This window comes from Burkholderia sp. BCC1208 (assembly GCF_902833095.1).
In the GTDB taxonomy this organism is placed as follows: domain Bacteria; phylum Pseudomonadota; class Gammaproteobacteria; order Burkholderiales; family Burkholderiaceae; genus Burkholderia.
On the sequence record NZ_CADFDY010000003.1, the window covers coordinates 415,870 to 441,507 of the forward strand.

The 25,638-nt window shown below is 68.3% G+C and carries 22 protein-coding genes; 6 read left to right on the forward strand and 16 right to left on the reverse strand.

The window, feature by feature from the left end:
• The first annotated feature begins 17 nt into the window (after positions 1-17).
• The 4 genes from HWX09_RS09465 to HWX09_RS09480 are packed head-to-tail and all read left to right on the forward strand — an operon-like array spanning position 18 to position 3,690.
• Positions 18-1,142, forward strand: coding sequence for an FAD-dependent oxidoreductase (locus tag HWX09_RS09465; protein WP_027786399.1), 1,125 nt, complete (start codon positions 18-20; stop codon positions 1,140-1,142).
• A complete protein-coding gene (locus HWX09_RS09470; RefSeq protein WP_027786398.1) occupies positions 1,135-1,434 on the forward strand; it encodes a (2Fe-2S)-binding protein in 300 nt (99 codons plus the stop codon). The genes HWX09_RS09465 and HWX09_RS09470 overlap by 8 nt, the downstream gene beginning before the upstream one ends.
• Positions 1,431-2,867 (forward strand): (2Fe-2S)-binding protein, encoded by a 1,437-nt coding sequence (locus HWX09_RS09475; RefSeq protein WP_027786397.1) that lies wholly within the window; start codon positions 1,431-1,433, stop codon positions 2,865-2,867. Before HWX09_RS09470 ends, HWX09_RS09475 begins: the two co-directional genes overlap by 4 nt.
• Before the next feature lie 40 nt (positions 2,868-2,907).
• On the forward strand, positions 2,908-3,690 hold the full coding sequence (locus HWX09_RS09480; protein WP_027786396.1) for an ABC transporter substrate-binding protein: 783 nt from the start codon (positions 2,908-2,910) through the stop codon (positions 3,688-3,690).
• Between the two features lie 128 nt (positions 3,691-3,818).
• Here HWX09_RS09480 and HWX09_RS09485 read toward each other — a convergent pair whose 3' ends face one another.
• Together HWX09_RS09485 and ampC are read right to left on the reverse strand one after the other, a co-directional pair.
• Positions 3,819-4,481: an ankyrin repeat domain-containing protein gene (locus HWX09_RS09485; RefSeq protein WP_027786395.1), complete on the reverse strand. Its 663-nt coding sequence runs from the start codon at positions 4,479-4,481 to the stop codon at positions 3,819-3,821.
• Between the two features lie 91 nt (positions 4,482-4,572).
• Positions 4,573-5,742 (reverse strand): class C beta-lactamase, encoded by a 1,170-nt coding sequence (gene ampC / locus HWX09_RS09490; protein ID WP_027786394.1) that lies wholly within the window; start codon positions 5,740-5,742, stop codon positions 4,573-4,575.
• 163 nt (positions 5,743-5,905) lie between these two features.
• On the opposite strand from ampC, the gene HWX09_RS09495 reads away from it, so the two are divergent.
• Entirely contained in the window at positions 5,906-6,055 is a 150-nt protein-coding gene (locus tag HWX09_RS09495) for a hypothetical protein (protein WP_155257384.1), read from the forward strand.
• A gap of 29 nt (positions 6,056-6,084) precedes the next feature.
• Here HWX09_RS09495 and HWX09_RS09500 read toward each other — a convergent pair whose 3' ends face one another.
• The 13 genes from HWX09_RS09500 to HWX09_RS09560 form a co-directional block, all read right to left on the reverse strand.
• Entirely contained in the window at positions 6,085-6,897 is an 813-nt protein-coding gene (locus tag HWX09_RS09500; protein WP_027786393.1) for an alpha/beta hydrolase, read from the reverse strand.
• Positions 6,898-6,967: 70 nt separating this feature from the next.
• Complete coding sequence (locus HWX09_RS09505) at positions 6,968-7,432, reverse strand: hypothetical protein (protein ID WP_027786392.1); 465 nt, start codon at positions 7,430-7,432, stop codon at positions 6,968-6,970.
• 375 nt (positions 7,433-7,807) lie between these two features.
• On the reverse strand, positions 7,808-8,182 hold the full coding sequence (locus HWX09_RS09510) for a hypothetical protein (protein WP_175888563.1): 375 nt from the start codon (positions 8,180-8,182) through the stop codon (positions 7,808-7,810).
• A gap of 94 nt (positions 8,183-8,276) precedes the next feature.
• A complete protein-coding gene (locus HWX09_RS09515) occupies positions 8,277-11,165 on the reverse strand; it encodes a sugar-binding domain-containing protein (protein ID WP_027786391.1) in 2,889 nt (962 codons plus the stop codon).
• 71 nt (positions 11,166-11,236) lie between these two features.
• Complete coding sequence (locus HWX09_RS09520) at positions 11,237-13,729, reverse strand: glycoside hydrolase domain-containing protein (protein WP_175888568.1); 2,493 nt, start codon at positions 13,727-13,729, stop codon at positions 11,237-11,239.
• Between the two features lie 547 nt (positions 13,730-14,276).
• The gene (locus HWX09_RS09525; RefSeq protein WP_027786389.1) at positions 14,277-15,464 is read right to left on the reverse strand and encodes a beta-propeller fold lactonase family protein; all 1,188 of its coding nucleotides are present in this window, start codon (positions 15,462-15,464) and stop codon (positions 14,277-14,279) included.
• Positions 15,465-15,586: 122 nt separating this feature from the next.
• On the reverse strand, positions 15,587-17,089 hold the full coding sequence (locus HWX09_RS09530; protein WP_027786388.1) for a M81 family metallopeptidase: 1,503 nt from the start codon (positions 17,087-17,089) through the stop codon (positions 15,587-15,589).
• Positions 17,086-18,366, reverse strand: coding sequence for a Zn-dependent hydrolase (locus HWX09_RS09535; RefSeq protein ID WP_027786387.1), 1,281 nt, complete (start codon positions 18,364-18,366; stop codon positions 17,086-17,088). Before HWX09_RS09535 ends, HWX09_RS09530 begins: the two co-directional genes overlap by 4 nt.
• Positions 18,367-18,400: 34 nt before the next feature.
• Positions 18,401-19,102: an ABC transporter ATP-binding protein gene (locus tag HWX09_RS09540; RefSeq protein WP_027786386.1), complete on the reverse strand. Its 702-nt coding sequence runs from the start codon at positions 19,100-19,102 to the stop codon at positions 18,401-18,403.
• Entirely contained in the window at positions 19,099-19,866 is a 768-nt protein-coding gene (locus HWX09_RS09545) for an ABC transporter ATP-binding protein (protein WP_027786385.1), read from the reverse strand. The genes HWX09_RS09540 and HWX09_RS09545 overlap by 4 nt, the downstream gene beginning before the upstream one ends.
• A complete protein-coding gene (locus HWX09_RS09550; RefSeq protein ID WP_027786384.1) occupies positions 19,863-20,903 on the reverse strand; it encodes a branched-chain amino acid ABC transporter permease in 1,041 nt (346 codons plus the stop codon). The genes HWX09_RS09545 and HWX09_RS09550 overlap by 4 nt, the downstream gene beginning before the upstream one ends.
• Positions 20,900-21,760, reverse strand: coding sequence for a branched-chain amino acid ABC transporter permease (locus HWX09_RS09555; RefSeq protein WP_027786383.1), 861 nt, complete (start codon positions 21,758-21,760; stop codon positions 20,900-20,902). The genes HWX09_RS09550 and HWX09_RS09555 overlap by 4 nt, the downstream gene beginning before the upstream one ends.
• 70 nt (positions 21,761-21,830) lie before the next feature.
• The gene (locus tag HWX09_RS09560) at positions 21,831-23,039 is read right to left on the reverse strand and encodes an ABC transporter substrate-binding protein (RefSeq protein ID WP_027786382.1); all 1,209 of its coding nucleotides are present in this window, start codon (positions 23,037-23,039) and stop codon (positions 21,831-21,833) included.
• Between the two features lie 229 nt (positions 23,040-23,268).
• Here HWX09_RS09560 and HWX09_RS09565 point away from each other — a divergent pair, with 229 nt between their 5' ends.
• Positions 23,269-24,126, forward strand: a complete 858-nt coding sequence (locus tag HWX09_RS09565) for an FCD domain-containing protein (protein ID WP_027786380.1) — start codon at positions 23,269-23,271, stop codon at positions 24,124-24,126.
• Positions 24,127-24,185: 59 nt separating this feature from the next.
• Here HWX09_RS09565 and HWX09_RS09570 read toward each other — a convergent pair whose 3' ends face one another.
• The gene (locus tag HWX09_RS09570; protein WP_027786379.1) at positions 24,186-25,625 is read right to left on the reverse strand and encodes an aldehyde dehydrogenase family protein; all 1,440 of its coding nucleotides are present in this window, start codon (positions 25,623-25,625) and stop codon (positions 24,186-24,188) included.
• Positions 25,626-25,638: the final 13 nt, after the last annotated feature.

The following is a 25,638-nucleotide window of genomic DNA, read 5'->3' on the forward strand; positions in this document are numbered from 1 at the left end:
CGACACCGGAGTCGCGCATGACCGTGCGCCGCTTCGACGTCGTCGTGGCCGGCGGAGGTCTCGTCGGCATGGCCCTCGCGTGGGGCATCGCGCGTCTCGGCCAACGCGTCGCGGTGTGCGACGGCGACGACATCGCGTTTCGCGCGGCGCGCGGCAATTTCGGGCTCGTGTGGGTGCAGGGCAAGGGCGGCCGCTGCCTGCCGTATGCGCGCTGGTCGTGCGAATCGTCGTCGCGCTGGCACGCATTCTCCGCGCAGTTGCAGCGCGAAACCGGCGTGGACTGTGCGTTCGAACGCCCGGGCGGCATCGAGCTGTTCGAACATCGCGCGGAACTCGACAGCGCGACCGACCTGCTCGAATCGCTGCGCCGGCGGGACGCCGCGCTGTCGTATGAAGTCCTCGATCCGGCGGCGCTGCGCCGGCGCATTCCATCGGCATCGCCGTCGCTGGCCGGCGCGCTGTGGTCGCCGAACGACGGTCACGCGAATCCGCTCCATACGCTGCGCGCCATGCTGCTGGCATTCCAGCAGTGCGGCGGCGTCTATCTGCCGCGCAGCGACGTCACGGAAATCCGCCCGCGCGCCGGGCGCTTCGAGATCGACACACGCCACGCGCGGCTCGAAGCCGGGCGCGTGGTGCTCGCGGCCGGCCTCGACAACGCACGGCTCGCGCCGATGGTCGACCTGCGCGCACCGATTTCGCCGTTGCGCGGCCAGATCATGGTCACCGAGCGCCTTGCGCCGTTTCTCGACTATCCGACGCTCGTCGTCCGGCAGACGCGGGAAGGCTCGGTGCTCCTCGGCGACTCGGCCGAAGACGTCGGCTTCGACGACGGACAGACGCGTCCCGCGATGGTCGACATCGCGCGCCGGGCCCGCACCGCATTCCCGGCCCTCGCGCATGCACGCATCGTCCGCGCGTGGGGGGCGCTGCGCATCATGACGCCCGACGGCCTGCCCATCTACGAGGCGTCGGCCACGCATCCCGGCGCGTTCATCGCGATCTGCCACAGCGGCGTGACGCTCGCGGCGACCCACGCCGATCTCGTCGCGCCGTGGATCGCCGGCCGCGCCGCGCCGGCCGACCTGTCCGCCTTTACCACCGCGCGCTTCGCCGCGCCCACGGAAGCCCGGCATGTTTGAATCCCTCATTCCCGCCGCCGCGATGCTCGAACGCGTGCGCATCCATATCGACGGCACGCCGTACGACGTACCCGCGCATGACAGCGTCGCGGCCGCGATGCTCGCCGCCGGTTCGGCCGCATGCCGCACGAGCGCCGTCAGCGGCGCGCCGCGCGGCCCGTTCTGCATGATGGGCGTGTGCTTCGACTGCCTCGTCGAAGTCGACGGCGTACCGAATGTGCAAGGCTGCATGACGCCCGTCGCCGACGGCATGCAGGTGCGCACGATGCACGGCAAGGCGAGGCTCGCATGACGCGCCGCCAGTGCGACCTGCTGATCGTCGGCGCCGGGCCGGCCGGGATGGCGGCGGCCACCGCCGCGCGTGCGACCGGCTTGTCGGTCGTCGTCGCGGACGAAGGCCGCGCACCCGGCGGCCAGATCTACCGCAACGTCGCCGATGCGCCGGCGCCGCTCGCGCAATGGCTCGGCGCCGACTACACGGCCGGCCGCCCGCTCGTCGACGGCCTGCTCGCCAGCGGCGCGCATTACCTGCCGCGCAGCGTCGTCTGGCAAATCGCGTTCGAGCCGGCGCCCGTCGCGATGCTCACGCAAAGCGGCCCGTCGCGCGGCACGCTCGAAATCGGCGCGCGCGCGGTGCTGATCGCGACCGGCGCGCAGGAGCGGTCGTGGCCGGTGCCCGGCTGGACGTTGCCCGGCGTGATGGGCATCGGCGCCGCGCAGACGCTGCTGAAAGCGTCGGGGCTCGCGCCATCGGCCGACGCCGTGCTCGCGGGCAGCGGCCCGCTTCTCTGGTTGTTCGCCGCGCAATTGCTGAATGCCGGCCGGCGCGTGCGCGCGCTGGTCGATACGACGCCGCGCGACGCGTGGCGCCGCGCGCTCCCGCATGCGCTGCCGGCGCTGCGCGGCGCCGACTATCTGCTCAAGGGCTGGCGCATGCTGCGCGCGGTGCGCCACGCCGGGATTCCGGTGTATCGAGGCGCGACCGACATCCGCATCGACGGCGCCGACCGCGCCGAACGCATTCGCTTTCGCGACGCGGAAGGCGTCGTGCAGATGCTCGACACGTCGCTCGTGCTGCTGCATCAGGGCGTCGTTCCGTCGACGCAGCTCGCCCGCTCGCTCGGCTGCGCACACGAATGGGACGATTCGTCGGCGTGCTGGCGGCCGCGCTGCGACGCACGCGGCCGCAGCAGCGTGCCGCACGTCTGGATCGCCGGCGACGGCGCGGGCATCGGCGGCGCGCGGGCTGCGGCACTCGCCGGCGAAGTGTCGGCGCTCGACATCGCCGTGCAACTCGGTGCGCTCGACGCGCAACGGCAGGCCGCGCGCGAACGCCCGGTGCTGCACGCGTTGCGCCGTCATCTCGCGGTGCGCCCGCTGCTCGACGCGCTCTACACGCCGTCCGCCGCGCTGCGCCGCCCCGACGACGACACGATCGTGTGCCGCTGCGAGGAAGTCACGGCCGGCGAAATCCGCCGGCTCGCGGCACTCGGCTGCCAGGGGCCGAACCAGATGAAGGCGTTCACGCGCTGCGGGATGGGTCCGTGCCAGGGGCGCTGGTGCGGCACGACGGTCGGCGAACTGATCGCCGACGTACAGCAGCGCAGCGTCGGCGACGTCGGTCACTACCGGATCCGCGCGCCGATCAAGCCGGTCACCGTCGGCGAGATGGCCGACGCCCTCGAACTGTCGAACGATTTTCAGCGCGGCGAATTCCCGAGCTGACGCGCACGCCCACTCTTCCCCACACGAACGGAGCCCGACCATGAAGACGCGCATCACGATTCTCCTTTCCGCCGCCGCGATGGCCTTCGCATCGCTGGCGTCCGCGAAGGAATGGACGACCATCCGCATCGGCGTCGACCCGACCTACCCGCCGTTCGAGTCGACCGCGACCGACGGCAGCGTGAAAGGCTTCGACATCGATCTCGGCAACGCGCTGTGCGCCAAGCTGAATGCGAAATGCGTGTGGGTATCGAGCAGTTTCGACGGGCTGATTCCCGGGTTGCAGGCGCGCAAGTTCGACGTGATCCTGTCGTCGATGGCCGCGACCGAACAGCGGCGCCAGCAGATCGACTTCACCGATCGCCTGTACCGCAACCAGACGCGGCTGATCGCGCGCAGCGGGTCGGGGCTGCTCCCGGACGCGGCCAAGCTCGCCGGCAAGCGCGTCGCGGTCGAACAGGGCACGGTCCAGGAAACCTATGCACGTGAAAAGTGGGCGGCCGCGAAGGTCGAGGTCGTGCCGTATCCGAGCTACGACCAGGCGTATGCGGATCTCGTCACCGGGCGCGTCGACGGCGTGCTGATGGATGCCGTGCAAGGCCAGCTCGGGTTCCTGGCGACGCCGCGCGGCAAGGGCTTCTCGTTCGCGGGCGGCGTGGTGTACGACGCGAAGATCATGGGCAACGGCGATGCGGCGGGCGTGCGCAAGGCCGACACCGACCTGCGCGACGCGCTGAACCGCGCCATCGCGCGAATTCGCAGCGACGGCACCTACGACGCGATCCAGTCGAAATACTTCGACTTCGACATGTACGGGAACTGACCGCACACGGGGCAGGAAAGCGAAACCCGGCAGCCATTCTTCCCGGGCGCCGCGATGCCTCTGATTGGGTGCACTCGCAACGACATCGACGTGGTGCGGTCTTGTGCCCGGCGGGATGACCGGCCGTGTCAGACGAAGCCCGCTTCGACCAGCGTGCAGCCGTGGGCCGTAATCTCGTGCCGCTGGCCCGAGCCGCCGACCACGCGGCTCCAGCTCTCGGACACGAGCACGGCGGCATCGCCGTCCGTGCGCAGCGCGTAATCGAATCCGCCGTACATGCCGGGCACCGCGAACCACATGCGCCCGGCCTGCGCGTCGAATTCGAGCAGCGGTTCGAGTTCGGGAAAACGCAGCGCGTCGACCCGCAGGTGCGCGATGCGGCCACCGATCATGTCGTGGAAATGACGCTGGATGGCGCGCAGCGTGCCGTCGGGCACGAAGCGTCGCGGCTGCGGCGTCAGCAGCGCGACCAGATGCCGATGCCCGCGCCGCGCGGCAATATCGATCGCACGCTCGCGTCGCGCATCACGCAGCATCCGCCATGCACCGAGCCGCAGCAGCTCAGTGACGACCTCCTCCGGCGCGCCGCCATACGCGGCCTGATGCAACGGCGCGTAAAGCGACGTGCCGCCCGGCCGCGTCGCGTTGACGAGCGCGGGCTGTTGCGCGATACGCTCGAGCAGGGTCGCCCATGCGCCGTCGCGCGCCGCATCGGCCAGCGCGTGCCGGCTCGCCAGTTGCGCGTCGTCAAGCACGTCGGCGCCCGTGATTCCGTCCCATGCGATGCTCAATCGGCTCTCCTCCGTCGCCCGGTGCGTCGCTCGCCGCGCACCGGATTGCCCGCCCATCATAAGCATTTCCCGACGGGCGGGCGCGGCAACGTTACCGCCCGTCGCCGAGCGACCCGAGGATCCGGTAGGCGACCTTCACGCGGTCCTCGATCGGCACGTTGCCGTTCGCGAGCATCACGATCGCGATCCGCTTCGCGGGAACGAACGCGACATACGTGCTGAAGCCGCCGGTCGAACCCGTCTTGTTGATCCAGGTCGCGGGGTTCGGCGCGAGCGGCGGCTGGATCGCGCTGGCCGGCACCGCATCGAACAGCATCTTCGGCGCATTGCCCGCGAGCAGCGTGGGCAGCGCGACCGGGTACGGATACTGTTCCCAGATCAAATCCTGGGTCAGCGGCCCCGCGCGGAAATAGCCGGTGTGCGTGCGTTCGATCGCGCGCTGCAGCCGCGGCGCCGTCTGGATCATCCCCATGTTCGCCTGCACGAAGCGCAGCAGGTCGGCCGCCGTGGTGCGCACGCCGTACGCCGGCTGCCAGAGCATGCCTTCCGTCATCCGGACCGGCTTGCCGTCCTTCGTGTAGCCCTGCGCATAGTCGGCCATGCGCGCGTCGGGCACGTCGATGTAGGTATGCGTCATCCCGAGCGCGGGAAAGAGGCGCTGCTCCATCAGCGTCGCGAAATCCTTGTGCATCGCCTTCGCGGTGAGCCAGCCGAGCATGCCGATCGCGACGTTCGAATACTTGCGGTGCGTGCCCGGCGCATATTCGGGCCGCCACGCGTCGAGATAGCGGATCAGGTCCGCGTCGTCGCGGATGCTGTCCGGCACCTGCAGCGGCGTCCCGCCGGGCGTGTGCGTGCCGAGCTGGAGCAGCGTCACGACGCCGAACGGCTTGCCCTGCAGCTCAGGCAGATATTTGGCCGCGGGGTCGGCGAGCGACAGTTCGCCGCCCTCCTGCGCGTCGGCGGCGAGCGTCGCGGTCAGCGTCTTGCTGACCGAACCGATTTCGAACAGCGTGTCGCCGGTCACCGGCTTGCCGGTTTGCTTCGACATCACGCCGTAGTCGAACACATAGGGCTTGCCGTCGGCGACGATGCCAACAGCCATGCCGGGGACCGCATACTGCTTCATCAGCGGCGCGATATGGCGGGTGACGGTGTCGTGGAGGGCGTCCTGCGTGACGGCGGCCGCACGGCCGGCCGCGGCGGTCGCGCATGCGGCGACGAACAGGGTCGCGGCGAAGCGTGTCGCATTGAATCGCATGAGTGCGGTTCCTTTCGATTTCTGATGGTTGCATGGACAACAGACCTGGCCGCGCCGCGCGGAGCGAGCGGCGGCCGGCCTGCCGAAGCAGGACTATCCGCTACCGCCCGGCCGCCAACAATCGACGATATGTTGCGCGAGCCGAAAGAAAAACTTATGCGATATGCGAAATGCCGGACGGGGGCGGCTCGCCCGCCGCGGCGCCGAGCGCGGCGATCCGGGCGACATCCTCGCGTGGCTCGGCAACCATTTCTTTCGCAGGGTCGTCTGGGCGTTCGAGTACGCGCAGCCGCTCGATTCGCTCGCCGAGTAACGCCCGCGCGTCGGCGGGCCGTGCGCGCATTAACCCGCCAACCGGTCGAGAAACGCCAGCATCGCCGCGTTGAACCGCGCGGGCCGCTGCAGCGGCGCGAAATGGCTCACGCCGGGCAGGATCGTCAGCGTCGCGCCCGGGATCGTCCGCGCGAGGTACGCCGCATGCTCGGGTCGGATGAATTCGTCGTGCTCACCTTGCACGATCGCAACCGGCACGGCAATCGCCGCGAGATCCTGCGCGGTGTAATTCGGTTGCGTGCGCATCATTTCGCTGACGGCAGCCACGAATGCGTCGAACTGGTCCGGTGTCGCGGACAGTTGCGCATAGTCCTTTCGATGTCGCGCGAAACAACGATCGATCAGCGGGCTCGGCACCATTTCCTTCGTGCCGCCCGGATCCATGTTGCACGCGAAGAAGAACACGCCGGCCGCGCGTTCCGGTGCGCGGGCGGCCAGCACGAGTGCGATGCATGCGCCGTCGCTCCAGCCGACGAAGCGTGCACGGTCGACCTGCAGCGCGTCGAGAACGGCCAGCACGTCCGAGGCCATGCGTTCGTACGAATAGGGTCTGTCGTCGCGCGTGCTGCGGCCGTGGCCGCGGCTGTCGATCACGATCGCGCGGTAGCCTGCCGTGAGCAGCGCCGGTACCTGGTTGCCCCAGTTGCCGCCGTGGCCGAGGCCGCCGTGCAGCAGCACGACCGCCGGCCCCCGGCCGAACGACGCGTGCCGGATGCGCGCGCCGTCGTGGTCGAGCCATCCTTCGGCATCGGCCGCGGGCAGCGGCGTGCCGCCGTGTGCGTCGAAGTGAACGAGTTCGTCGTCGTCGAGTTCCGCATTCATCGGTCAGCCGTCCTTGAGAGGGAGACGAGCTTGCGATTGTAATGCGTGCGGCCGACGCCGCCGTGGCCGCTCAGGCCTGCGTCGACACCAGCCCGCCCGACGGCGAGCCGCCGGATTTCTCGAGTGCCGCGGCGAGTTGCGAGATTGCCGTCGCGAGCGCGGCTGAAATCGCGCTGGCTTCCGCATTCAGCGACTGCTGTTCGACGGCCGCGGCCGGATCGTCCTTTGCGCGCTGCGCCGCAGCGGCCATTTGCCGCTCCACTGTCGCGAGCTGCTTCTGCAGCCGCTCGATCAGCGCCTTCAACTGGGCGACCGCCGGGTCTTCCGACGATGCGCCCGCAGCGCCGGCGGCGCCGGCCGAATCCTTCGTGCCGGTGGTGCCGGCCGTGCCGGTCGCACCCGTGGCGTCGGCCGTGCCCGTCGGGCTCGCGGCATCCGTGGCGGCGCCGGTGGACGACGTCGCGGCGGGCGGGTTCGCGGTCACGCCGCTGTCCGCGAGCGGGGATCTCGCGGTCGTGGAGAAATCGATCTGCATCGTGTCGGTCCGTGTGTCGGTAAACGAAATGACAGGGGCGAAAGTCGCCTTCCTATCGTTTTACGGCATTCGTCACACGAAACTTGAATATCGGGGTCGGGTGGATTGCCGGGCGATGACCGCAATTGATCGCGAAAGGGACGGATTGGCGGCATGACGGCGCTGGTAAAATCGCCGCTTCGCCGGCCGGGACGCGCATGTCGGATGCCTCTTCCAGGCCCGATCGCGTGATGCCGCCGGCTTCGACTCACGGCCTTTCGGGGCTCGGCATGCAACGTGTGCCGACGACGACGCGGCTTCCCGGGTCGCCTTTTCCGTTCGCCCGCGTGGATGCTCCGCTCACCGCTCGAGCGGCGAACGCCGCGCGGCACGCATTCACTTCATCACGCATTCGAGGAACACACGATGGCCCGCATCGGCGCCTTCTGCATCACGACGTGGCTCGCCGCCGCGATTCTCTACTTCGGCCAGCACTCCGTCGCGATGATCGTGCTCAGCGGTGTCGTGGTATTCGGCGGGTTCGATCTGCTGCGCCCGTAACTGCGCGGCCATGCCGCCCGGTGCGGCCGTACCGGGCACTTCTTTCCTCAGCATCCTCGTGTGCGCATGGCCGGCTTGCGTGAACGACAACACCTCGGCAAGCCGCGCGATGGTGTTTTCCGCCCGCTCATGGCTGATCGACGAGCCGTGGACTTCGTCGTCCAGCGCTTGCTTCAGCGCCCCGATCCGTATCCTCTGAAACGTCTCCAAGCTCCGTTCCCCGTTTGCATTCAGGCTCCGAAGCCGCGCGGCGGACAACCGCCAGTGACGTTCGCCGCCGCGCCGCATCACGCCAACCACCCGCTCAACATGTCGCGAACGTCGCCACCGCCTGGTCGACCGCCAGCGCGCGCTCGTTGAACACGACCGGCACACCGCCGAGCCCGAGCTTGCAGTTCGGCCGATCGAGTCGCCACCCGTCGATCCGCAACGCGACGCGCGATACCGGGGCGCCGTTCGCATGCGGCAGGTCGATCGTGATCCGCCGCTTCGCGCCCGGCATCAGGTTCAGATAGTTGTCGCTGTAGAACGCCGGCAGGATGCGCGCGCCGGTCGCCGGATCGAACACCTGCAGGTGCGTCATCAGCGCGATGGTAGCGCCGGCGTTGGCGACATCGACCGTGATGCGCGTCGTCACGTCGTCGACCTCGGCCGACGTCGCGCCGACGGCAACGGCCGCGCCCGGCATCGTGTCGAGCGACGTGTACGACGTGTCGCCGCCGTCGCGCTGCCGCCAGTAGACGTTCTCCGCGAGCGTATTGCCGCCCGAATCGGTCAGCGCGAGCGACACGATGCACACGTCGGACTTCGCGGCGGCCATCGCCGGCTTCAGGTTCGCCACCACGCGATACGACGCGCGGGCAACGCCGCCGACGTCGGCCGTGGCGCGGCTGCTCAACGTGCCGTCGAGGTTGTACACGCGCATCTCGACACGGCCGGTGACGGCCGCGCTCGTGTGATTCGCGATCGTCACGTCGGCGGTATTCGCGTCGAGGATCGCGTTGACGCGGCGGCAGCCGTGCCGCACCGCGAAAAACGACGAATGCTCCTCGAGATCGTGGCTGTACATTTGCCACACGAAGCTCGGCTGCGACGGGTTCGTCATCCACATGATCACGCCGGTGGCCGGCGACGTGATCTTCCCGGCCACCGGGCCGATCATCACGGCCGCATTCGCCTCGTAGATCGAGCGGATGCACTCGTAGTTCATCATCTGCGCCTTGCGCACGAAATCGGCGAGGTTGCGGATCGCGCCGTAGCGCAGCGCCGTCATCGCGATGTAGCCGGCGCCGCCCTGCTTGCCGACCTGATCGTAGTAGGCGCCGTTGCCGTTCATGTCGCGATCGGCCCAGAAATCGTCCGGGCAATCGTACGAGCCGGGCGGCAGCATCGACTCGACGAATTCGAGCGTCGGGATCGAGTGCGAGCCGACTTCGTTGTGGAACGCGACCGACGTCGTGCCGTAGCCGCGGCTGAACGCGGCCTGCGGCGACGCCCAGTTGTACGGGCCGCCGGACGAATAGCCGTTCACCGCGCCGGCGCCCGTATCGCCTGCCGAACTCGTGAGGCACAGGCGTTGCGGGTCCAGCTCGGCGACGAGCGCGTCGAGCCCCTTGACGAGGGCCGGCGGAGGCGCACCTTCGTTGCCGCCGCACCAGAGCAGGATCGACGGGCGATGGCGGTTGCGCGCGATCACGTCGCGAATGTCGTCGAGATCGCGCGGCACGTTGGCCGCGCCCGATCCGTCTCCTTCGGTCGAGAAGAAGAAGTCCTGCCAGACGAGGATCCCGTAACGGTCGCACGCATCGAAGAAATCGTCGCTCGTGCTCTGCCCGTTCCAGTTGCGGATCAGGTTGAGGTTCGCGTCGCGATGCAGCCGCACCTGGTTGAACAGCCGTTCGCGCGGAATGCGCTTCAACGCTTCGTCGAGCCCCCAGTTGCCGCCCATCACGAGAATCGGCAAGCCGTTGACCGTGATGCTCAACTGCGTGCCCTGGCCGATGTCGCGCGAGTAGTCGATGCGGCGCAGGCCGACGTTCAGCGTGCGTTCGTCCGACAACAGGCGTCCCACCTTGATCCCCACCGTCACCGCGTAAAGATCCGGCTCGCCGTACCCGTTCGGCCACCACAGGCGCGGCTGCCTGATCGACAGCGCCGCGATATCCGACGACGTGAGCGATAGCTTCGTCGTCGTACTCGATGCGGGAATCGCCATGTCGTGGCTGAACGTCGCGCCGTTGCCGATGCTGCCGACGAGCGTTGCGACGAGATCCTGGCCCGACCCGTTGTCGAGTTCCAGATCGAGCCGTAATTCCGCTCGCGACAGATCGGCGGAAAGCGTGTGCGCGACGTTGATCGCCGCGATCCGTACCGAGCCGGTCGTGAACCACGAAACGGGCTGCCAGATGCCGAGGTTGCGGTCGGGAATCGTCGGCAGCCAGTCCCAGCCGGCCGAGCAGAAGAACGTCGGGCCGTTCTTCAGCGTGACGCCGGTCGGACCGCCGTTGCGGCCGCCACGCGTGACGCCGCTCTGGTAGTTCGGCAGCAGCGGCCCTTCGGAGAAATCCAGCTTGACGACGCGCACGGCCAGATTGACCACACCGCCCGCCTGCGGGACCAGCCGCGAGATGTCGAACGCGCCCTGCTTGAACGCGCCTTCGAGCCGGCCGACGAGCGCGCCGTTCAGCCAGATCTCGGCGCAGTAATTGACCCCGTCGAAGTTCAGCCACAAGCGCTGCCCCGGTTGCCGGGGCGGTGCCGCGAACGTCGTCCGGTACCAGTAGTCGGTGTCCTTCAGCGTATCGGGAATGGTGTCCGTGACGATGCGGCCGTAGAACGGATCGGGATACTTGCCGTTGACGATCATGCTGTTCAGCACGGTGCCGGGCACCGTCGCGGGCGCCATGCCCGTCACGCCGGCAGCGCCCGACAGTTGCGCGCCGCCCGCGCCCGGCAGGCTGCTCGCGGGCGCGAACGTCCAGTTCCGCGTGAGCTGCTGCGTCGCCAGCAGGCTGTGTTCCGGGTCGGCCGGCACGCCGGGGACGGTGGGCGTGACCGTCGCCGGGCCGTCGGTGCTCGGCGTGACCGCTGCCCCCGACGGCGAATCCATGTCGCCATTGCAGCCGGCGAGCCAGCTCGTACCGACCAGCGCGGCACTGTAGGACAGAAACTTTCGGCGCTCTTTCGATTTCATGTAGTTGTCCTCCATGATTGCGTCGTCTCGACGGATGCGCGCAGCGCGGCGCCCTGCGCGCATCCCTGCATTTATCGCGCGCCGGCCTGGTGCAGCAGGCGCGTCGCAGTCGACGCGCCGCCGGCGGTCATCTGCGTATAGTCCGCATTCGGCCCGGACGGCGGCGTCAGGTTGTCGGCGGCCGCCCATTGCGTCGGCGTGGCGGACAGCGCGTAACGCATCGTTCCGCCGTTGGTGATCTTGCCGAGCGGCAGCCACGAGCCCGCGTAGTCCGCGCCGTTTACATTCAGCGACTGGATGTACGGGAACGCGGCGCGGCCGGTATCGTCCGCGGCAACCTGCTTGTCGCTTTCGAGTCGCAGCGTCTTGCCGTTGCCGAGCCACACCGTGATCCCGCTGAATTGCGGCGTCGACAACGCCAGACCGGCTTCCGACGGAATGACCGGGAACATGCCGAGCGTCGCCCACACGTACCAGCTCGACGTCGCGCCCATGTCGTCGTTGCCGGGCAGGCCGTCGCGGCCGGTGCCGAACGTCTGCGCCATGATGATCGGCAGGACGTACTGCGCGCCGCTCGGTTGCCCGGCCCAGTTGTAGCCCCACGGCGACTGGAACGACGGTTCGTTGCCGATATAGAGGCCGTTCGACGATTCGCCGCCGTTCAGGCTGCCGGAAGCCGGCACGGTCGAGTACGGGGTCGTGATCGAGAACAGTTCGTTCAGCCGCGCGACGGCCGCCTGCTTGCCGCCGATCGCGTCGATCAGCGCGGACCAGTCCTGCGCGAAGGTCCAGAAGTAGTTCGGCTCCGTCGATTCGTGGAACGAGCCCTGCACGAGCGTGCCCAGCGTCCCGGGCGCCGCACCGGCCGGCGGCGCATTGCGCGCGGCGATCACCTTGTTCGCGTAGTCGAAGATGTTGCGCCACCACGACGCGCGCGTGTACAGCGTGCCGATGTTGTCCGCCGTCACGCCGACCGACGGCGCGTTCAGCACGCTGGCGGGCAGTGCCTGCAGGAACGCGGCCGCCGAGCGGTCGCTCAGCACGCGCTCGATGGTCGCGGACGACGAATGGCCGTCGTCGCTCTGCGACAGGTAATGGGCCGTCAGGAAATTGGCGAGCCCCGGCGCGCTCGCGCGGTCGTTGCACGCGCTCGACGGATCGAATACCGACTGCTTCGTCAGACGCGCGGCCGACACCAGATCGAAATCGGTCGCGCCGAACTGGTAGGAACCGGCGATCACGTTCAGCGCGTTGTCGCCCGCCATCGGCGTCGAATCGTCGCTGCCGTCGACCCAGTGCGGAAACGCGCCGCATTGCAGCCCGTCGACGACGAGCGACTGCATCATGTCGCTCGCTTCGTGCGGCGCGAGCATGGCAAGCAGCTGCGCCTGCGAGCGATACGTATCCCACAGCGAGAAGCCCGTGTAGTGGTTGGCGCCGCCGCCTTGCGAGCCGTCCGGACGTTTGTACGCATAGTCCTTGACGTTCGCGGTGGCACGCTGCGGGACGGTGCCGGTCCGGTCGACCGAAGTCGGATAGCCGCCGTTCGCGTTCTTCGGCTGACGCATGCTGCGAAACTCGCCATTCGTGTCGCTGTAGAGCGTCGGCGCGCTGAACACGTGATACAGCGCCGTGTAGAACTTCGTGAGGTTCGCCTTCTGCGTGGCGTTCAGCGAACCCGGATCCTTCGCCTGATCGATCTGGATCGTGTTGAGCCGGTCGTTCCATGCTGCCGATGCCTTCGCACGCGCATCGTCGAACGTCAGTTTTTCGCCCTCGGCCGCCAGGTTGGCCTGCGCGTTCGACACGCTGACGGACGAGATGCCGACCTTCACGGTGACGGTCTTGTCAGCATCGGTCAGATCGAACTGCAGTGTCGCGGCGCCGTTGCTTGCGGTATTCACCGACGTACCCGTTTGCTTGCGCAGCGGCTTGTCGAAGGTCGCATAGAAATACACGGGAGCGTTCCAGATCGTGCCGTACGGCGTGCAGAACGCGGGTGCGATGGCCTGCCCGCTCATCGACCTGCCGTCGCTGGCAAGCGCGAGCGCCACGTTGTTCGCGGTGATGCTCGTGCTGCCCGAATCGCTGTTGCCGTTCAGCTTCGCATCGACCGAGAAAAAGCCCTTGTTCTTGTCCGTGTACGTGAAGCGCGCGAGGCCGGAGCGCGCGGTCGCGCTCAGTTCCGTCACGATGCCGTTCGCGAGGCGCACCTTGTAGTAGCCGGGTTGGGCCGCTTCGTCCGAATAGCTGTATCCGATGCCGGTCGGGCTGCCGCCCGGCGCGATGGCGTTCGCCCCGTCGGTGGGCAGCATCGCGACCGCGCCCTGCCCCGGGCAGCCGACGCCGCTCAGGTGCGTGACGCTGAAGAAATCGATCGTACCGTTCGACCCGCCCGACGACAGGTAGCCGCCCGAACCGTTGAAGTCGTAGCGCGGCGTGTTCGGCCCGAAATCGACCATCCCGAACGGCACCGTGGCGCCCGGGTTCACGTTGCCCGCGTAGCCGGAGTCGCCATTGACCTGCGTACCGATCAGCGGGTTGACGAACTGCGTCAGTTGCATGTTGGTACGCGTGGGTGTGGGCGTGGGCGTCGGCGTGGAGGGTTGGCCGGGCTGCGCCGGCTGCCCGGTTTGTCCTGGTTGCGATGGCCCCGATGTCGATGGCCCGTCCGTGCCGCCGTTGCCGGCGGTCGACGTACTGTTCACGTCGTCGCCGCCACATGCGGCGAGCGCGGCACACGTCAGTGCGGCGACGATCAAGAGTCGTGGATTTTTCATTTTTTCGTTTAGCACCATTAACTAAATGAGTCATCCGGCGTCGACGACGCGTGCTCGGTTCGTCAACGTGGGCCTCCTGTTCGGGATATCCGTCCTGCCTTCCCGGGCCTTACAGTGCCGTAACGATTGTTTATTCACCACGAGAAGTTTCCCGAATTTTCAGTTTGTTTAACTAAACAATCGAGAGTTAAGTGGCTTCTGGTACAAATTGCCGGCGTTTGTTGCGTTGCAACCAGACAAGAGAAGGATGGGGATCGGCGGGCACCCGGCGAATGCGGGTACCCTGTTCACTCACGGATGCGAAAAAACGGGCGAAGCGCGCGGCGGCGCGTCAGCGCGGCAACCTCCTCAACGACGACGGCCCGCCCGTCAGCGCGATCCGCTTGCCCGTATCGCGCAGCTTGCCGCCTTCGATCGCATACAGCGCAAGCTGCCGTTCGACGTTGAACTGCACGATCACGTGCCGGCTGTCGGCGGTAAACACGATGCCCTGCGCGGCTTCGCCGCCCGGCACTTCGCTCACCTTCACGGCCTGCCCGTCGCGGATTTCGAACAGCAGCACCTTGCCGAGCTTGTGGCGGCCCGGGTTGTCGGCCGTCAGGTTCGAGCCGTCCATCGCCTGCACGGCGATCCACTTGCCGTTCGGTGAAATCGCGACGCCTTCCGGCAGCGACGGCACCGTCAAATACTGGACCGTGCGGAACGGCACGCGCGATACGTCGATCAGCGCGACCGAATCGGCGTCGCCCGCGAGCGTGCCGGTGTAACCCGGCAGCCCGGCGAGCCCGACGTTGCTGACGACGGCCCAGCGGTTGTCGCTCGACACGTCGATCGTGTACGGCGCGACGCCCGTGCTCAGGCGCGTGCCGCTGTCGGTCACCTTGCCGTCGTCGACGTTCAGCACCGCGATGCCCTGCTCGTCGCGCAGCGACACGAGCGCATGCTTGCCGTCGTGCGTGAAGCTGATCCCGGCCAGCCGCTTCTTGCCGATTTTCAGGGTGCCGTCGAGCGTCACGTGCGTGCCGTCGATGCGAAGGATCGACACGCTGCCGTCGACGTTGGCGACGAGCGCGAGCCGACCCGAGCGGTCGATCGCGATCCCTTGCGGATGCGTGCCGAGCTCGACGCGCGTGATCGCGGGCGGCGCGGTGTCGAGATTCACGACCTGCAGGAACGTGTCGAGCACGAGCTGCTTCGCGGCCGCGTCATAGCGCGTCGGCGCGCCGACGAGCGCGAGCTTCGCGTCGGGCGTGATCGCGACCGCCTGCGGCGGCCCCTGGATGCCGTTCTCGACGTCGACCTGCAGCGCGACCTTCGGCGGGAACGTGCTGGCGTCGAGCAGCGTCAGCGTGTCGGCGGGCGGCGAAGGCAGATAGGTGTCGCGGCCCTCGACGCGCTGGTACTTGCCGTCGTTGCCGGACACGATCCAGTCGGCGGCGTGCACGGCAACGGCCGTCGTGGCGAGGGTCAGCGCGGCGAGCAGGCGCGCGCCGCGCAGGCGGAAGGGATTCGAATGCATGGCGGTCGGTTCTCCGGATCGGTTGCGGACGCAATGGATTGCCCGACCCTGCTGCCCGACGGGCCGGCGCCATCGCATGATGCCCGAAAGCGCGCGAGCCCGGCGTCTCGTATCCGTTTCCGTCAGGCCGTGCGGCCCGCGCCCGACGCCCACCGCCCGATGTCGTCGAGCGGATACACCGGCCGCGCGAGCCGCTCGTAGCGGAACAGCCCGAAGTCCGAACCCGTCACGCCGCGGCTGTCGCATTCGACCAGTGCGGATGCAATCGGCACGAACACCGGCCGGCAATACATCCGCGACTTCAGCAGCAGGAAGCGCGCACGGCGCGGATCGACGCCGACGCTCTCGAACACGCCGAGATCCCACGGCTCCTGCGTGCGCTCGGTGACGACGAGCGTGGCCGTGCCGATGTCGAGCACCGCCGCGCGGCCCATGTACGCACGCTGCCCGGTATACGTCGGCCCGGTGATCACGTATTCGCCGTCGGTGATCGCGCGCACGATGCCCGTCGCCCGAAACGGTTCGCGCCGCACGCCGCCGTGCGACGGCAGGCGGTTGCCGACCGGCACCGTGACGGTTGCGCCAACGCCCGCATCGATCAGCGCCGCCACGGCGTCGGGGTCGCACAACGGCCCGCTGACGATCCCGTCGAGCCCGTGCGCGAGCGCGGCTTCGAGCAGGTCCATCGTGTCGCACGGGCCGCCCGACATGCAGTTGTCGCCGTGATCGAGCATCAGCACCGGGCGGTCCGCGCCGCGGGCGAGCGCGGCGGCCTGCGCGACCGATTCGGCGAGCGGCGCGCTGCGATAGACGAATTCGTCGCGCGCGTCCCAGATCTGCCGCGCGATGCGCTCGGCCACGGCGTCGGCGCCGGCGCGGTCGCCGTCGGCCACCACGACCACGCTGATGCACGGCGCCGGAATATCCGCGAGCGAGAAGCCGGGCAACACCGACACCGCGAGCATCCCGTCCGCCTCCGCCGCGCGCGCGGCCTCCACCGCGCGCCGCATCGCGCCTTCGGCGCTCGCGCTGCGCAGCGTCGACGTCATCAGCGGCGGCTGCCGCCACGCGAGCACGGGCCGCGCGCGGCCATGAAGCCGGTCGAGCAGCAGCCGCGCCGCATGCTCGCCGGTCTCGTACATGTCGACGTGCGGATAGGTCTTGAAACTGACGATCACGTCCGCGTGATCAATCATCTTCTGCGTGACGTTCGCATGCAGGTCGAGCGCGACCGCGATCGGCGCGTCGGGCAGCGCCGCGCGTACGCGCGCGAGCAGGTCGCCCTCGCCGTCCGCGCTCTGCTCGGCGACCATCGCCCCATGCAGGTCGAGCATCACCGCGTCGCAGCCGGGCGCGGCCGCAACGATCGCATCGCAGATCGCCGCGTACGCATCGGCCGCGACCGGACCGCTCGGGTTCGCGGCCGCCGATACGGGCGTCACGATGTCGGCGCCTGCGCGCTCGGCCGCATCGATGAACGCGGCCATCGCGGTGCGCATCCCGCGATTCGCGCGATACGCATCGTCGCCCCAGTCGGGGCCGTTGCGGCCGAACGCGGCGAGCGGCGTCGGCACCGGCGAGAACGTGTTGGTCTCGTGGTTCATCCGGGCGATCAGGATCTTCATTGCGCACGGCCCTCCGCGATCCCGGCAGCGCCCAGCATCGCGTGCAGCAGCACGTTGCAGCCGGCTTCCAGATGGTCCGGATCGGCGTCCTCGATCTCGTTGTGGCTGATGCCATCCTTGCACGGCACGAAGATCATCGCGGTCGGCGCGACGCGCGCAAGATACACCGCATCGTGGCCCGCGCCGCTGATCACGTTCATCGACGACAGCCCGAGCGCACGCGCGCCGGCGCGGACCTGCTCGACCAGCGCCGGATCGAACGGCTGCGGCGGAAAGTACACGACCGGCTCGACGTCGATCCGCATGCCGGCCGCCGTGCCCAGGTCGGCGCATGCCGCACGCAATTGCGCATCCATCGTCGCCAGCGTCGCGTCGTCGGCCGCGCGCAGGTCGACGGTCAGCGTCACGCGGCCGGGAATCACGTTGCGCGAATTCGGGTGCACGTCGACCCAGCCGACCGTGCCGCGCCCGTGCGGCGGATGCGCCCGCGCGATACCGTTCACCGCGCGCACGAGATCGGCCGCGACCAGCAGCGCGTCGTGCCGGAGTTCCATCGGCGTCGGGCCCGCATGCGCCTCCATCCCGTGTACGGTCACGTCGTACCAGCGCTGTCCGAGCGCGCCCTCGACCACGCCGATCGTCGTGTCGTGCGCCTCCAGCACCGGCCCCTGCTCGATATGCGCCTCGAAATACGCGCCGACCGGATGCGCGTCGCGCCCGTCGCCCGCATAGCCGATCGCCGCCAGCGCATCGCGCACCGACACGCCGTCGCGGTCGCGTTGCGCGAGCGCATGGTCGAGCGTGAACGCGCCCGCGAACACGCCGGACCCCATCATCACCGGAACGAAGCGAGACCCTTCCTCGTTGGTCCAGACGGCCACCTCGAGCGGCGCGCGCGTGCGCACCCCCGCGTCGTCGAGCGTGCGCAGCACCTCGAGGCCGGCCAGCACGCCGTAGTTGCCGTCGAACTTGCCGCCGGTCGGCTGCGTGTCGATGTGGCTGCCCGTCGCCACGGCCGGCAGGTCACCCCGTTCGCCCGCGCGCCGCGCAAAGATATTGCCGATCGCATCGACGCGCACCGTGCAGCCGATTTCCTTCGCCCACGCGACGAACAGGTCGCGCGCATCGCGATCGAGTTCGGTGAGTGCGAGACGGCACACACCGCCCTTGTCGGTCGCGCCGATCCGCGCGAGACGCATCAGGCTGCTCCACAGCCGCGCGCCATCGACGCGCAAACCGGACGCCGCGACGCCCGGAGTCGAATCCTGTACTTGCATCGTTGCCATTCCTCGCATTGAAAGGGCACGGCGCTCATGCGACGCCGACGCCCAGGTACCGGTCCTTCACGTCGTGATCGGCCGCGAACGCCGCGTTGCTGCCTTCGTAGACGATCACACCCTGTTCGATCACGAAGTGGCGATCCGCGAGCTGCGTGCACACTTCGAGGTTCTGTTCGACGAGCAGGATCGCGACGCCGGCCGCCTTGATCCGCTTCAACTGCTCGACGATCTCCTCGACGATCACTGGCGCGAGCCCCTCGACCGGCTCGTCGAGCATCAGCAGCCGCGGATGATTCATCAGCGCGCGACCGATCGCGAGCATCTGCTGCTCGCCGCCCGACAACTGCGCGCCGCCGTTGCGGCGGCGCTCCTTCAGGCGCGGAAAGATCCGGTAGATATCGTCGAGCTGCCACGGCGAATCGCGACGCGCGCCGAGCCGCAGGTTTTCCTCGACCGACAGCAGCCGGAAAATCCCCCGATGCTCGGGCACGAAGCAGAGGCCGCGCGCGGCGATCCGGTGCGCCGGCTGCCCGGACACCGGACGGCCCGCGAACGTCACCGTGCCGCCGGTCGGCGCGACCACGCCCGCAATGGTCTTGAGCGTCGTCGACTTGCCCGCCCCGTTGCGGCCGAGGAGCGTCACCGTCTCGCCTTCGTTCACGTTCAGCGAAACGCCCTGCAGCACGTGGCTCTTGCCGTAGCAGGCATGCACCTCCTTCACGTCGAGCATCATGCGCGGCCTCCCGTGATCATGTTGCCGAGATAGGCGCTGCGCACGCGCGCGTCGCCGCGAATCGCGTCGGGCTTGCCCTCGACCAGCACGCGCCCCTGCTGCATCACCGTGATCGTGTCCGATATGTCCATCACGATGCCCATGTTGTGTTCGATCAGCACGACCGTGTAGTCGTCGCGCAGGCTGCGGATCAGCGTCTTCATGTCGTCGAGATCGTCGATGCCCATGCCCGACGTCGGCTCGTCGAGGAAGATCGCGCGCGGCCGTGCCGCCAGCGCCATGCCGACCTCGAGCCGGCGCTGCTGGCCATGCGACAGCACGCCGGACGCCGTGCCGGCGAAGCGCTGCAGGCCGAGCCGCTCGAGTACGTCGTCGACGATGTCGTCATGCGCAAGCGCGCCGCGAGGCGGCGTCCACGGATTCAGCGCCCGCCGCGATTCGACGCCCTGTGCGGCGACGCGCAGGTTCTCGCGCACGCTCAGGTTCGGAAACAGGCTCGTGACCTGGAACGAGCGCGCGATGCCGCGCCGCACGCGCTTGTGATCGGGTTCGTGCGACACGTCGTGACCGTCGAACAGGATGGAGCCCGACGTGATCGGCAACGTGCCCGTCAGCGTATGGAACAGCGTCGTCTTGCCCGCGCCGTTCGGGCCGATCACCGAATGCACGGTGCGCGGCATGATGCGTAGATCGACGCCGCCCAGCGCCGTGAACTTGCCGTAGCGCTTGACGATGCCGCGCGCTTCGAGAATCGCTTCGCTCATTGCCGCTCCTTGACCGTAGCCGCCGCGCGATCGCTACGCCGCAGCGACGCCACGACGCGTTCGCCCAGCCCCCACAACCCGCGCTGCATGAACAGGCTGACCGCGATCAGCACGAGGCCGAGCAGCAGCAGCCAGCGCGGCCACAGCGTCGACAGCCAGTCCGCGAACAGCACGTAGAACGCCGCGCCGAGCACCGACGCGAACAGGTTGCCCGTGCCGCCGATCACCGTCATCACGAGAATCATCTCGCTCGTGTGATAGTCGATGTTCGACAGCGGCGCGATGCCCGTCATCAATGCGTGCAGCGCCCCCGCCAGGCCCGTGACCGCGCCCGAGATCACGAACGCCGCGAGCTTGAAGCGCTTCACGTCGTAGCCGGCCGCCGCCGCGCGCGCCTCGTTGTCGCGAATCGCGAGCAGCGTCCGCCCGAACACCGAGCGCGAGACGCGCAGCAGCAGCCAGAACACCGCGACGAACAGCACCGCGACGAAGCCGTAGTAGCGCCACGGCGAATCGAGCGAGACGAGCGGATGCCCGAACGCGGCGAGCGCGGGACGCGGGATGTCGAGCAGCCCGTTGTCGCCGCCCGTCACATCCGGCGTCGTATACGCGAGAAAGTAGAACAACTGCCCGAACGCGAGCGTCAGCATCACGAAATACGTGCCGCGCTGCCGGATCGAGAACCAGCCGACGAGTGCGGCCGCGACGGCGCCGAGCACCGCGGCCGCGACCAGCGCGGCCGTCACGGATGGGACGCCGCGCGTCAACACCAGCCCCGCCGTGTAGCTGCCGAGCCCGAAGAAGATGCCCTGCCCGAACGACAACAGCCCCGTGTAACCGAGCAGCAGGTTGCAGCCGAGCGCGGCGAGCGCGAACACGAGCACCTCGGTCGCGAGCGAGCCCGAACTCAACACGAGCGGCAACACGCACGCGGCCACCACCGCGAGCCAGGCTTCCGGCCGCTGCAGCACGCCGCGCCACTGCGGACGTTGCGACGCCGCCGCGCCCGGCGGCAGCGGTTTCGACGAGTCGATCATGCGGCCCTCCCCAGCAAACCGTTCGGACGCAGCAGCAGCACGGCCGCCATCGCGACATAAATCATCAGCCGCGCGCCTTCCGGCCACAGCGTGCTCATCAGGCTCTGCACGATGCCGACCAGCAGGCCGCCCACGAGCGCGCCGAGAAAATTCCCCATCCCGCCGACGACGACCACGACGAACGCGACGCCGAGCGCCTCGATACCCATGAACGGATCGACGCCGCGGATCGGTGCGGCGAGTACGCCGGCCAGCGCGGCCGTCGCCGCGCCGAGCGCGAACACGAGGCTGAACACGCGCGTCACGTTGATGCCGAGCAGCGACACCATCTCCGTCGATTCGCTGCCCGCGCGCACCGTACTGCCGAGCCGCGTGCCTTCGAGCACCCACCACAGCAACGCGGCGAGGACGGCCGTGAACGCGATCACGAACAGCCGGTACTTCGGGTAGACGAAGCCGCCCCAGATCACGACGCCGTTCAGCGCGTCGGGCGGCGGCACGTTGTCGCCGAGCGGGCCCCATGCGAGGATCGCGCACTCCTGCAGCACGAGCGCGAGCCCGACCGTCGCGAGGATGTGAAATTCATGTTGCTGCGCGTACACATGACGCAGCACGAGCTTCTCGACGATCCATGCGAACGCGCCGACGACGAGCGGTACGATCGCGAGCGCCACCCAGAAATTCGCCGACCATTGCAACGCCTGGTAGCAGAGATACGCACCAAGCAGGTAGAACGCGCCGTGAGCGAAATTCACGAAGCGCAGCAGGCCGAACACGATCGACAGGCCGACGGCGAGCAGGAAATACAGCATGCCCACGCCGATGCCGTTGACGATCTGCAGCAGATAGACGTTCATGGCTTCCGTGTCGGAAAGGAAGATAACGGACGCCCGCGGCGCGCGATGCGCCGCGAACGCATGCACGGCGTCACGCGAGCTTGCAGCCCGTCTTGTCGACCGCCAGGAACGACTGGCCGGAGCTGACGATGTCCGCGTAGTCGTCCGCGTTCTTCATCCGGCTCTTCGGCTTGCCTTTCAGCAGGTAGTAGTTCTTCAGCACCTGGTGGTCGCCCTTGCGGATTTCCTCCGGACCCGTGAGGCCGTCGTACTTCATCCCTTCCATCGCGGCGACGACCTTCTTCGGATCGGCACTGCCGGCCTTCACCATCGCGTCGATCAGGATCTTCGAGCACATGTACGAACCCGCGAGGCTGTAGTTCGGGTTCGCCTTGAACGCGGCGTTCGCGCGCTTCACGAGATCGCGGTTCAGCGGCGAATCGATGCCGTGCCAGTACTGCGCGCCGAAATACACGCCGTCGCAGATATCCGGACCGAGCGCCTCGAACTGCTCGAGGCCCGATGCCCACGCGAGCAGGATCGTGCAGTTGCGCTTCATCCCGAAGCTGACGGCCTGGCGCAGCGTGTCCGACGATTGCGAGCCGAAGTTGAGGATCAGCAGCACGTCCGGCTGCGCGGCCGCCGCATTGGTCAGGTAGCCGCTGAATTCCTTTTCGGCGAGCGAGTGATAGCTGTTGCCGACGTGCTCGATGCCCTTCTCCTTGAAGAGCGCCTTCGCGGCCGACAGCAGGCCGTCGCCGAACACGTATTGCGGCGTGATCGTGTACCAGCGCTTCGCCTTCGGCAGCATCTGGATCAACGGGCGCACCGTCTGCTCGATCGCGCCGAACGTCGGCACCGACCAGCGGAAGGTCGCCGCGTTGCAATCCTTGCCGGTGATCTCGTCCGCCCCGGCCGTCGTGATGAACACGCCGCCCGCCTTCTGGACTTCCTTGCCCATCGCCAGCGATTCGGACGACAGGATGCCGCCCGCGAAGAAACGCACGCCCTTCTGCTGCGCGATTTCCTGCACGCGCCGCACGGCCGTCGCGGGCTTGCCCTCGGTGTCGAGCGCCGTATAGGCGAGCGGCGCGCCGAGCACCTTGCCGTATTGCTTGACGACCAGTTGCATGCCGAGATCGGCGTACTTGCCGTTGGCGGCGAACGGGCCGGACATCGGCACCGGGCAGGCAAGCTGGATGGGCGAGCCCTGCGCGAACGCGACGCGGGACGACATGCTGCCGAGCGCGCCCGGCACGGCCGACAGCGCGGCCAGTTTCAACAGTTCTCGGCGATTCAAGTTGATGCTCCTCATGATGGGGGACACACGCGATACGACCGACTGCCAAACCGTGCCCACGCCACTCCCGCATGCGCGCCGCCGGTTCATCCTATTTATCATGATAAATAGGATGAACCTGATGCTAGAGTTGATCAAAATTGGTGTCAATCAGGCAAAATTCCGTACCCGCGCCAGGACCGATCGTCGAAGATGACGCGGCGCGCGGTCAGAAAAAGGAGTCGTGAAGATGGTCATGGACCGACCCAGGGCGGGCCTCGCGGTCGAAATCAAGCAGCCGAAGCGGGCCGATCTCGTCGCCGAGGAGATCAAGCGGCTGATCACCGAGAAGGACCTGAAGCCGGGTGACCGCCTGCCGCGCGAAGCCGAGCTGCAGCAGCTCTATGCGGTGAGCAAGAGCACGATCCGGGAGGCGCTGAAGTCGCTCGAGGTGCAGGGCCTCATCAAGGTCACGACCGGGCCGTCGGGCGGCGGGATGATCGTCGAGGTGCCGCTCGACCGCACGCTTCAGCTCCTGCAGAACTACCTGTTCTTCAAGGACGTGACGATCGACGACATCTATACGGTGCGCAAGCTGCTCGAACCCGAGCTGGCCGCCGGCGCCGTGCCGCACCTGACGGAGCGCGACTTCGCGGCGCTGGAATCGAACATCGCGTGCTGCGACGGCGCGTCGGGCGTGCACGATCGCGGCCACATGCTGCGCCAGCGGCAGGAGGACACGACGTTCCACGACATCCTCGCGGCCGCGAATCCCAATCCGTTCCTGCGCTTCAGTTGCGAACTGATCAACGAGATGATCCGGCAGTTGATCGAGTTCCGGAACGATACGCCGCTCGTCGAGCACAAGCGCTTCGGCGAAGCGAACGTGTCGATCCACAAGGCGATCCTGCAGGCCGCGCGCGAGCGCGACGCCGAGCGCGTGCGTGCGCTGATGGTCGAGCACATGACCGAGGCTCCCAAGCATGTGAAGCGGATGAAAGGCAAGCTGCGTGGGCGGTTGATCCTCGATTCCGAGATCCGCAGGCGCGCGGCCGCCGCGCCCGTGGCGGGATCCGATGCGTCCGCAACGGATCCGGAAGAACGCTGAGCGGCGGCACACGCGGCGGGGGCACATTCGCCGCGCGCTTCGTCCGGGCGATCAGGTCGTCATCGCGCGCCGCCTTCCGTGTACCCGGTCGTACCCTTCGTTTCCAGATACTCGACGAGGCCGAACTCCGCATACTCGCGCCCGTTGCCCGAGCGCTTGTAGCCGCCGAACGGCGCGGCCGGGTTCCACGCCGGGTAGTTGATGTGGACGTTGCCGACGCGCAACCGTGCCGCGATCCGGCGCGCGCGCTCGAGATCCTTCGACTGCACGTAGGCCGCGAGCCCGTAGACCGAATCGTTCGCAAGCGCGACGGCCTCGTCCTCGGTCCGGTAGGTCATGATCGACAACACCGGCCCGAAGATTTCTTCCGTTGCGATCGTCATGCCCGGTGTCACGTTCGAAAACACCGTCGGCCGCACGTAGAACCCGTCCGCGTGCCCCGCCGGCCGGCCGGGGCCGCCGGCGACGAGCGTCGCGCCTTCTTCGATCCCGAGCCGGATGAAGTGCTGGATACGATCGAACTGCGTGCGGCTGACCACCGGCCCGATGCCGGTTTCCGTCGAACGCGGATCGCCGACGACGGTACGTTCCGCTTCCCGGCGCGCCGCCTGCTCGGCCCGCGCCAGATGATCGACGTGCACGAGCATGCGCGTCGGCGCATTGCACGACTGGCCGCTGTTGCTGAAGCAACTGCGCGTGCCGCGCGTGACGGCATCCTCGATGTCCGCGTCGGGCAGGATCAGGTTCGGGCTCTTGCTGCCGAGCTCCTGGTGCACGCGCTTCACGGTATCGGCGGCCGCCTTCGCGACTTCGACGCCGGCCCGCGTCGAGCCCGTGAACGACACCATGTCGACCTCCGGATGCCGCGATAGCGCGTCGCCCACTTCATGTCCATAGCCGTGCACGAGATTGAACACGCCGCGCGGCACGCCGGCTTCGTGCAGGATCTCCGCGAACAGGATCGCGCTGAACGGTGCGATCTCGCTCGGCTTGAGCACCATCGTGCAGCCAGCCGCGAGCGCCGGCGCGACCTTGCACACGATCTGGTTGATCGGCCAGTTCCACGGCGTGATCAGCGCGCACACGCCGATCGGCTCGTGCGACACCAGCAGCGAATCGGTCTGCGTGCTGAAGCGGAACGACTGCAGCGCGCGGATCGTCTGTTCGAGGTGCGCGGTGCCGACCGCGGCCTGCATCGCCCGCGCGAACGCGATCGGCGCCCCCATCTCCTGGCTGATCGTCTGCGCGACCTCCTCGTAGCGGCGCTGATAGATCTCGAGGACCCGCTTCAGCAACGCGACGCGCTCATCCACCGGCCAGCGCGAATAGGTATCGAAGGCCCGCTTCGCCGCGCCGACCGCGTGGTCGACATCGGCCGCGCCGCCGATCGCGAGCCGTGCATACGGCCGCGCGGTGGCCGGATCGATCACGTCGATCGATCTCGCATCGGCCGGATCGAGCCACTGGCCATCGACGTAGGACTGTTGTGACGTTCGCATCGAATGCTCCTGA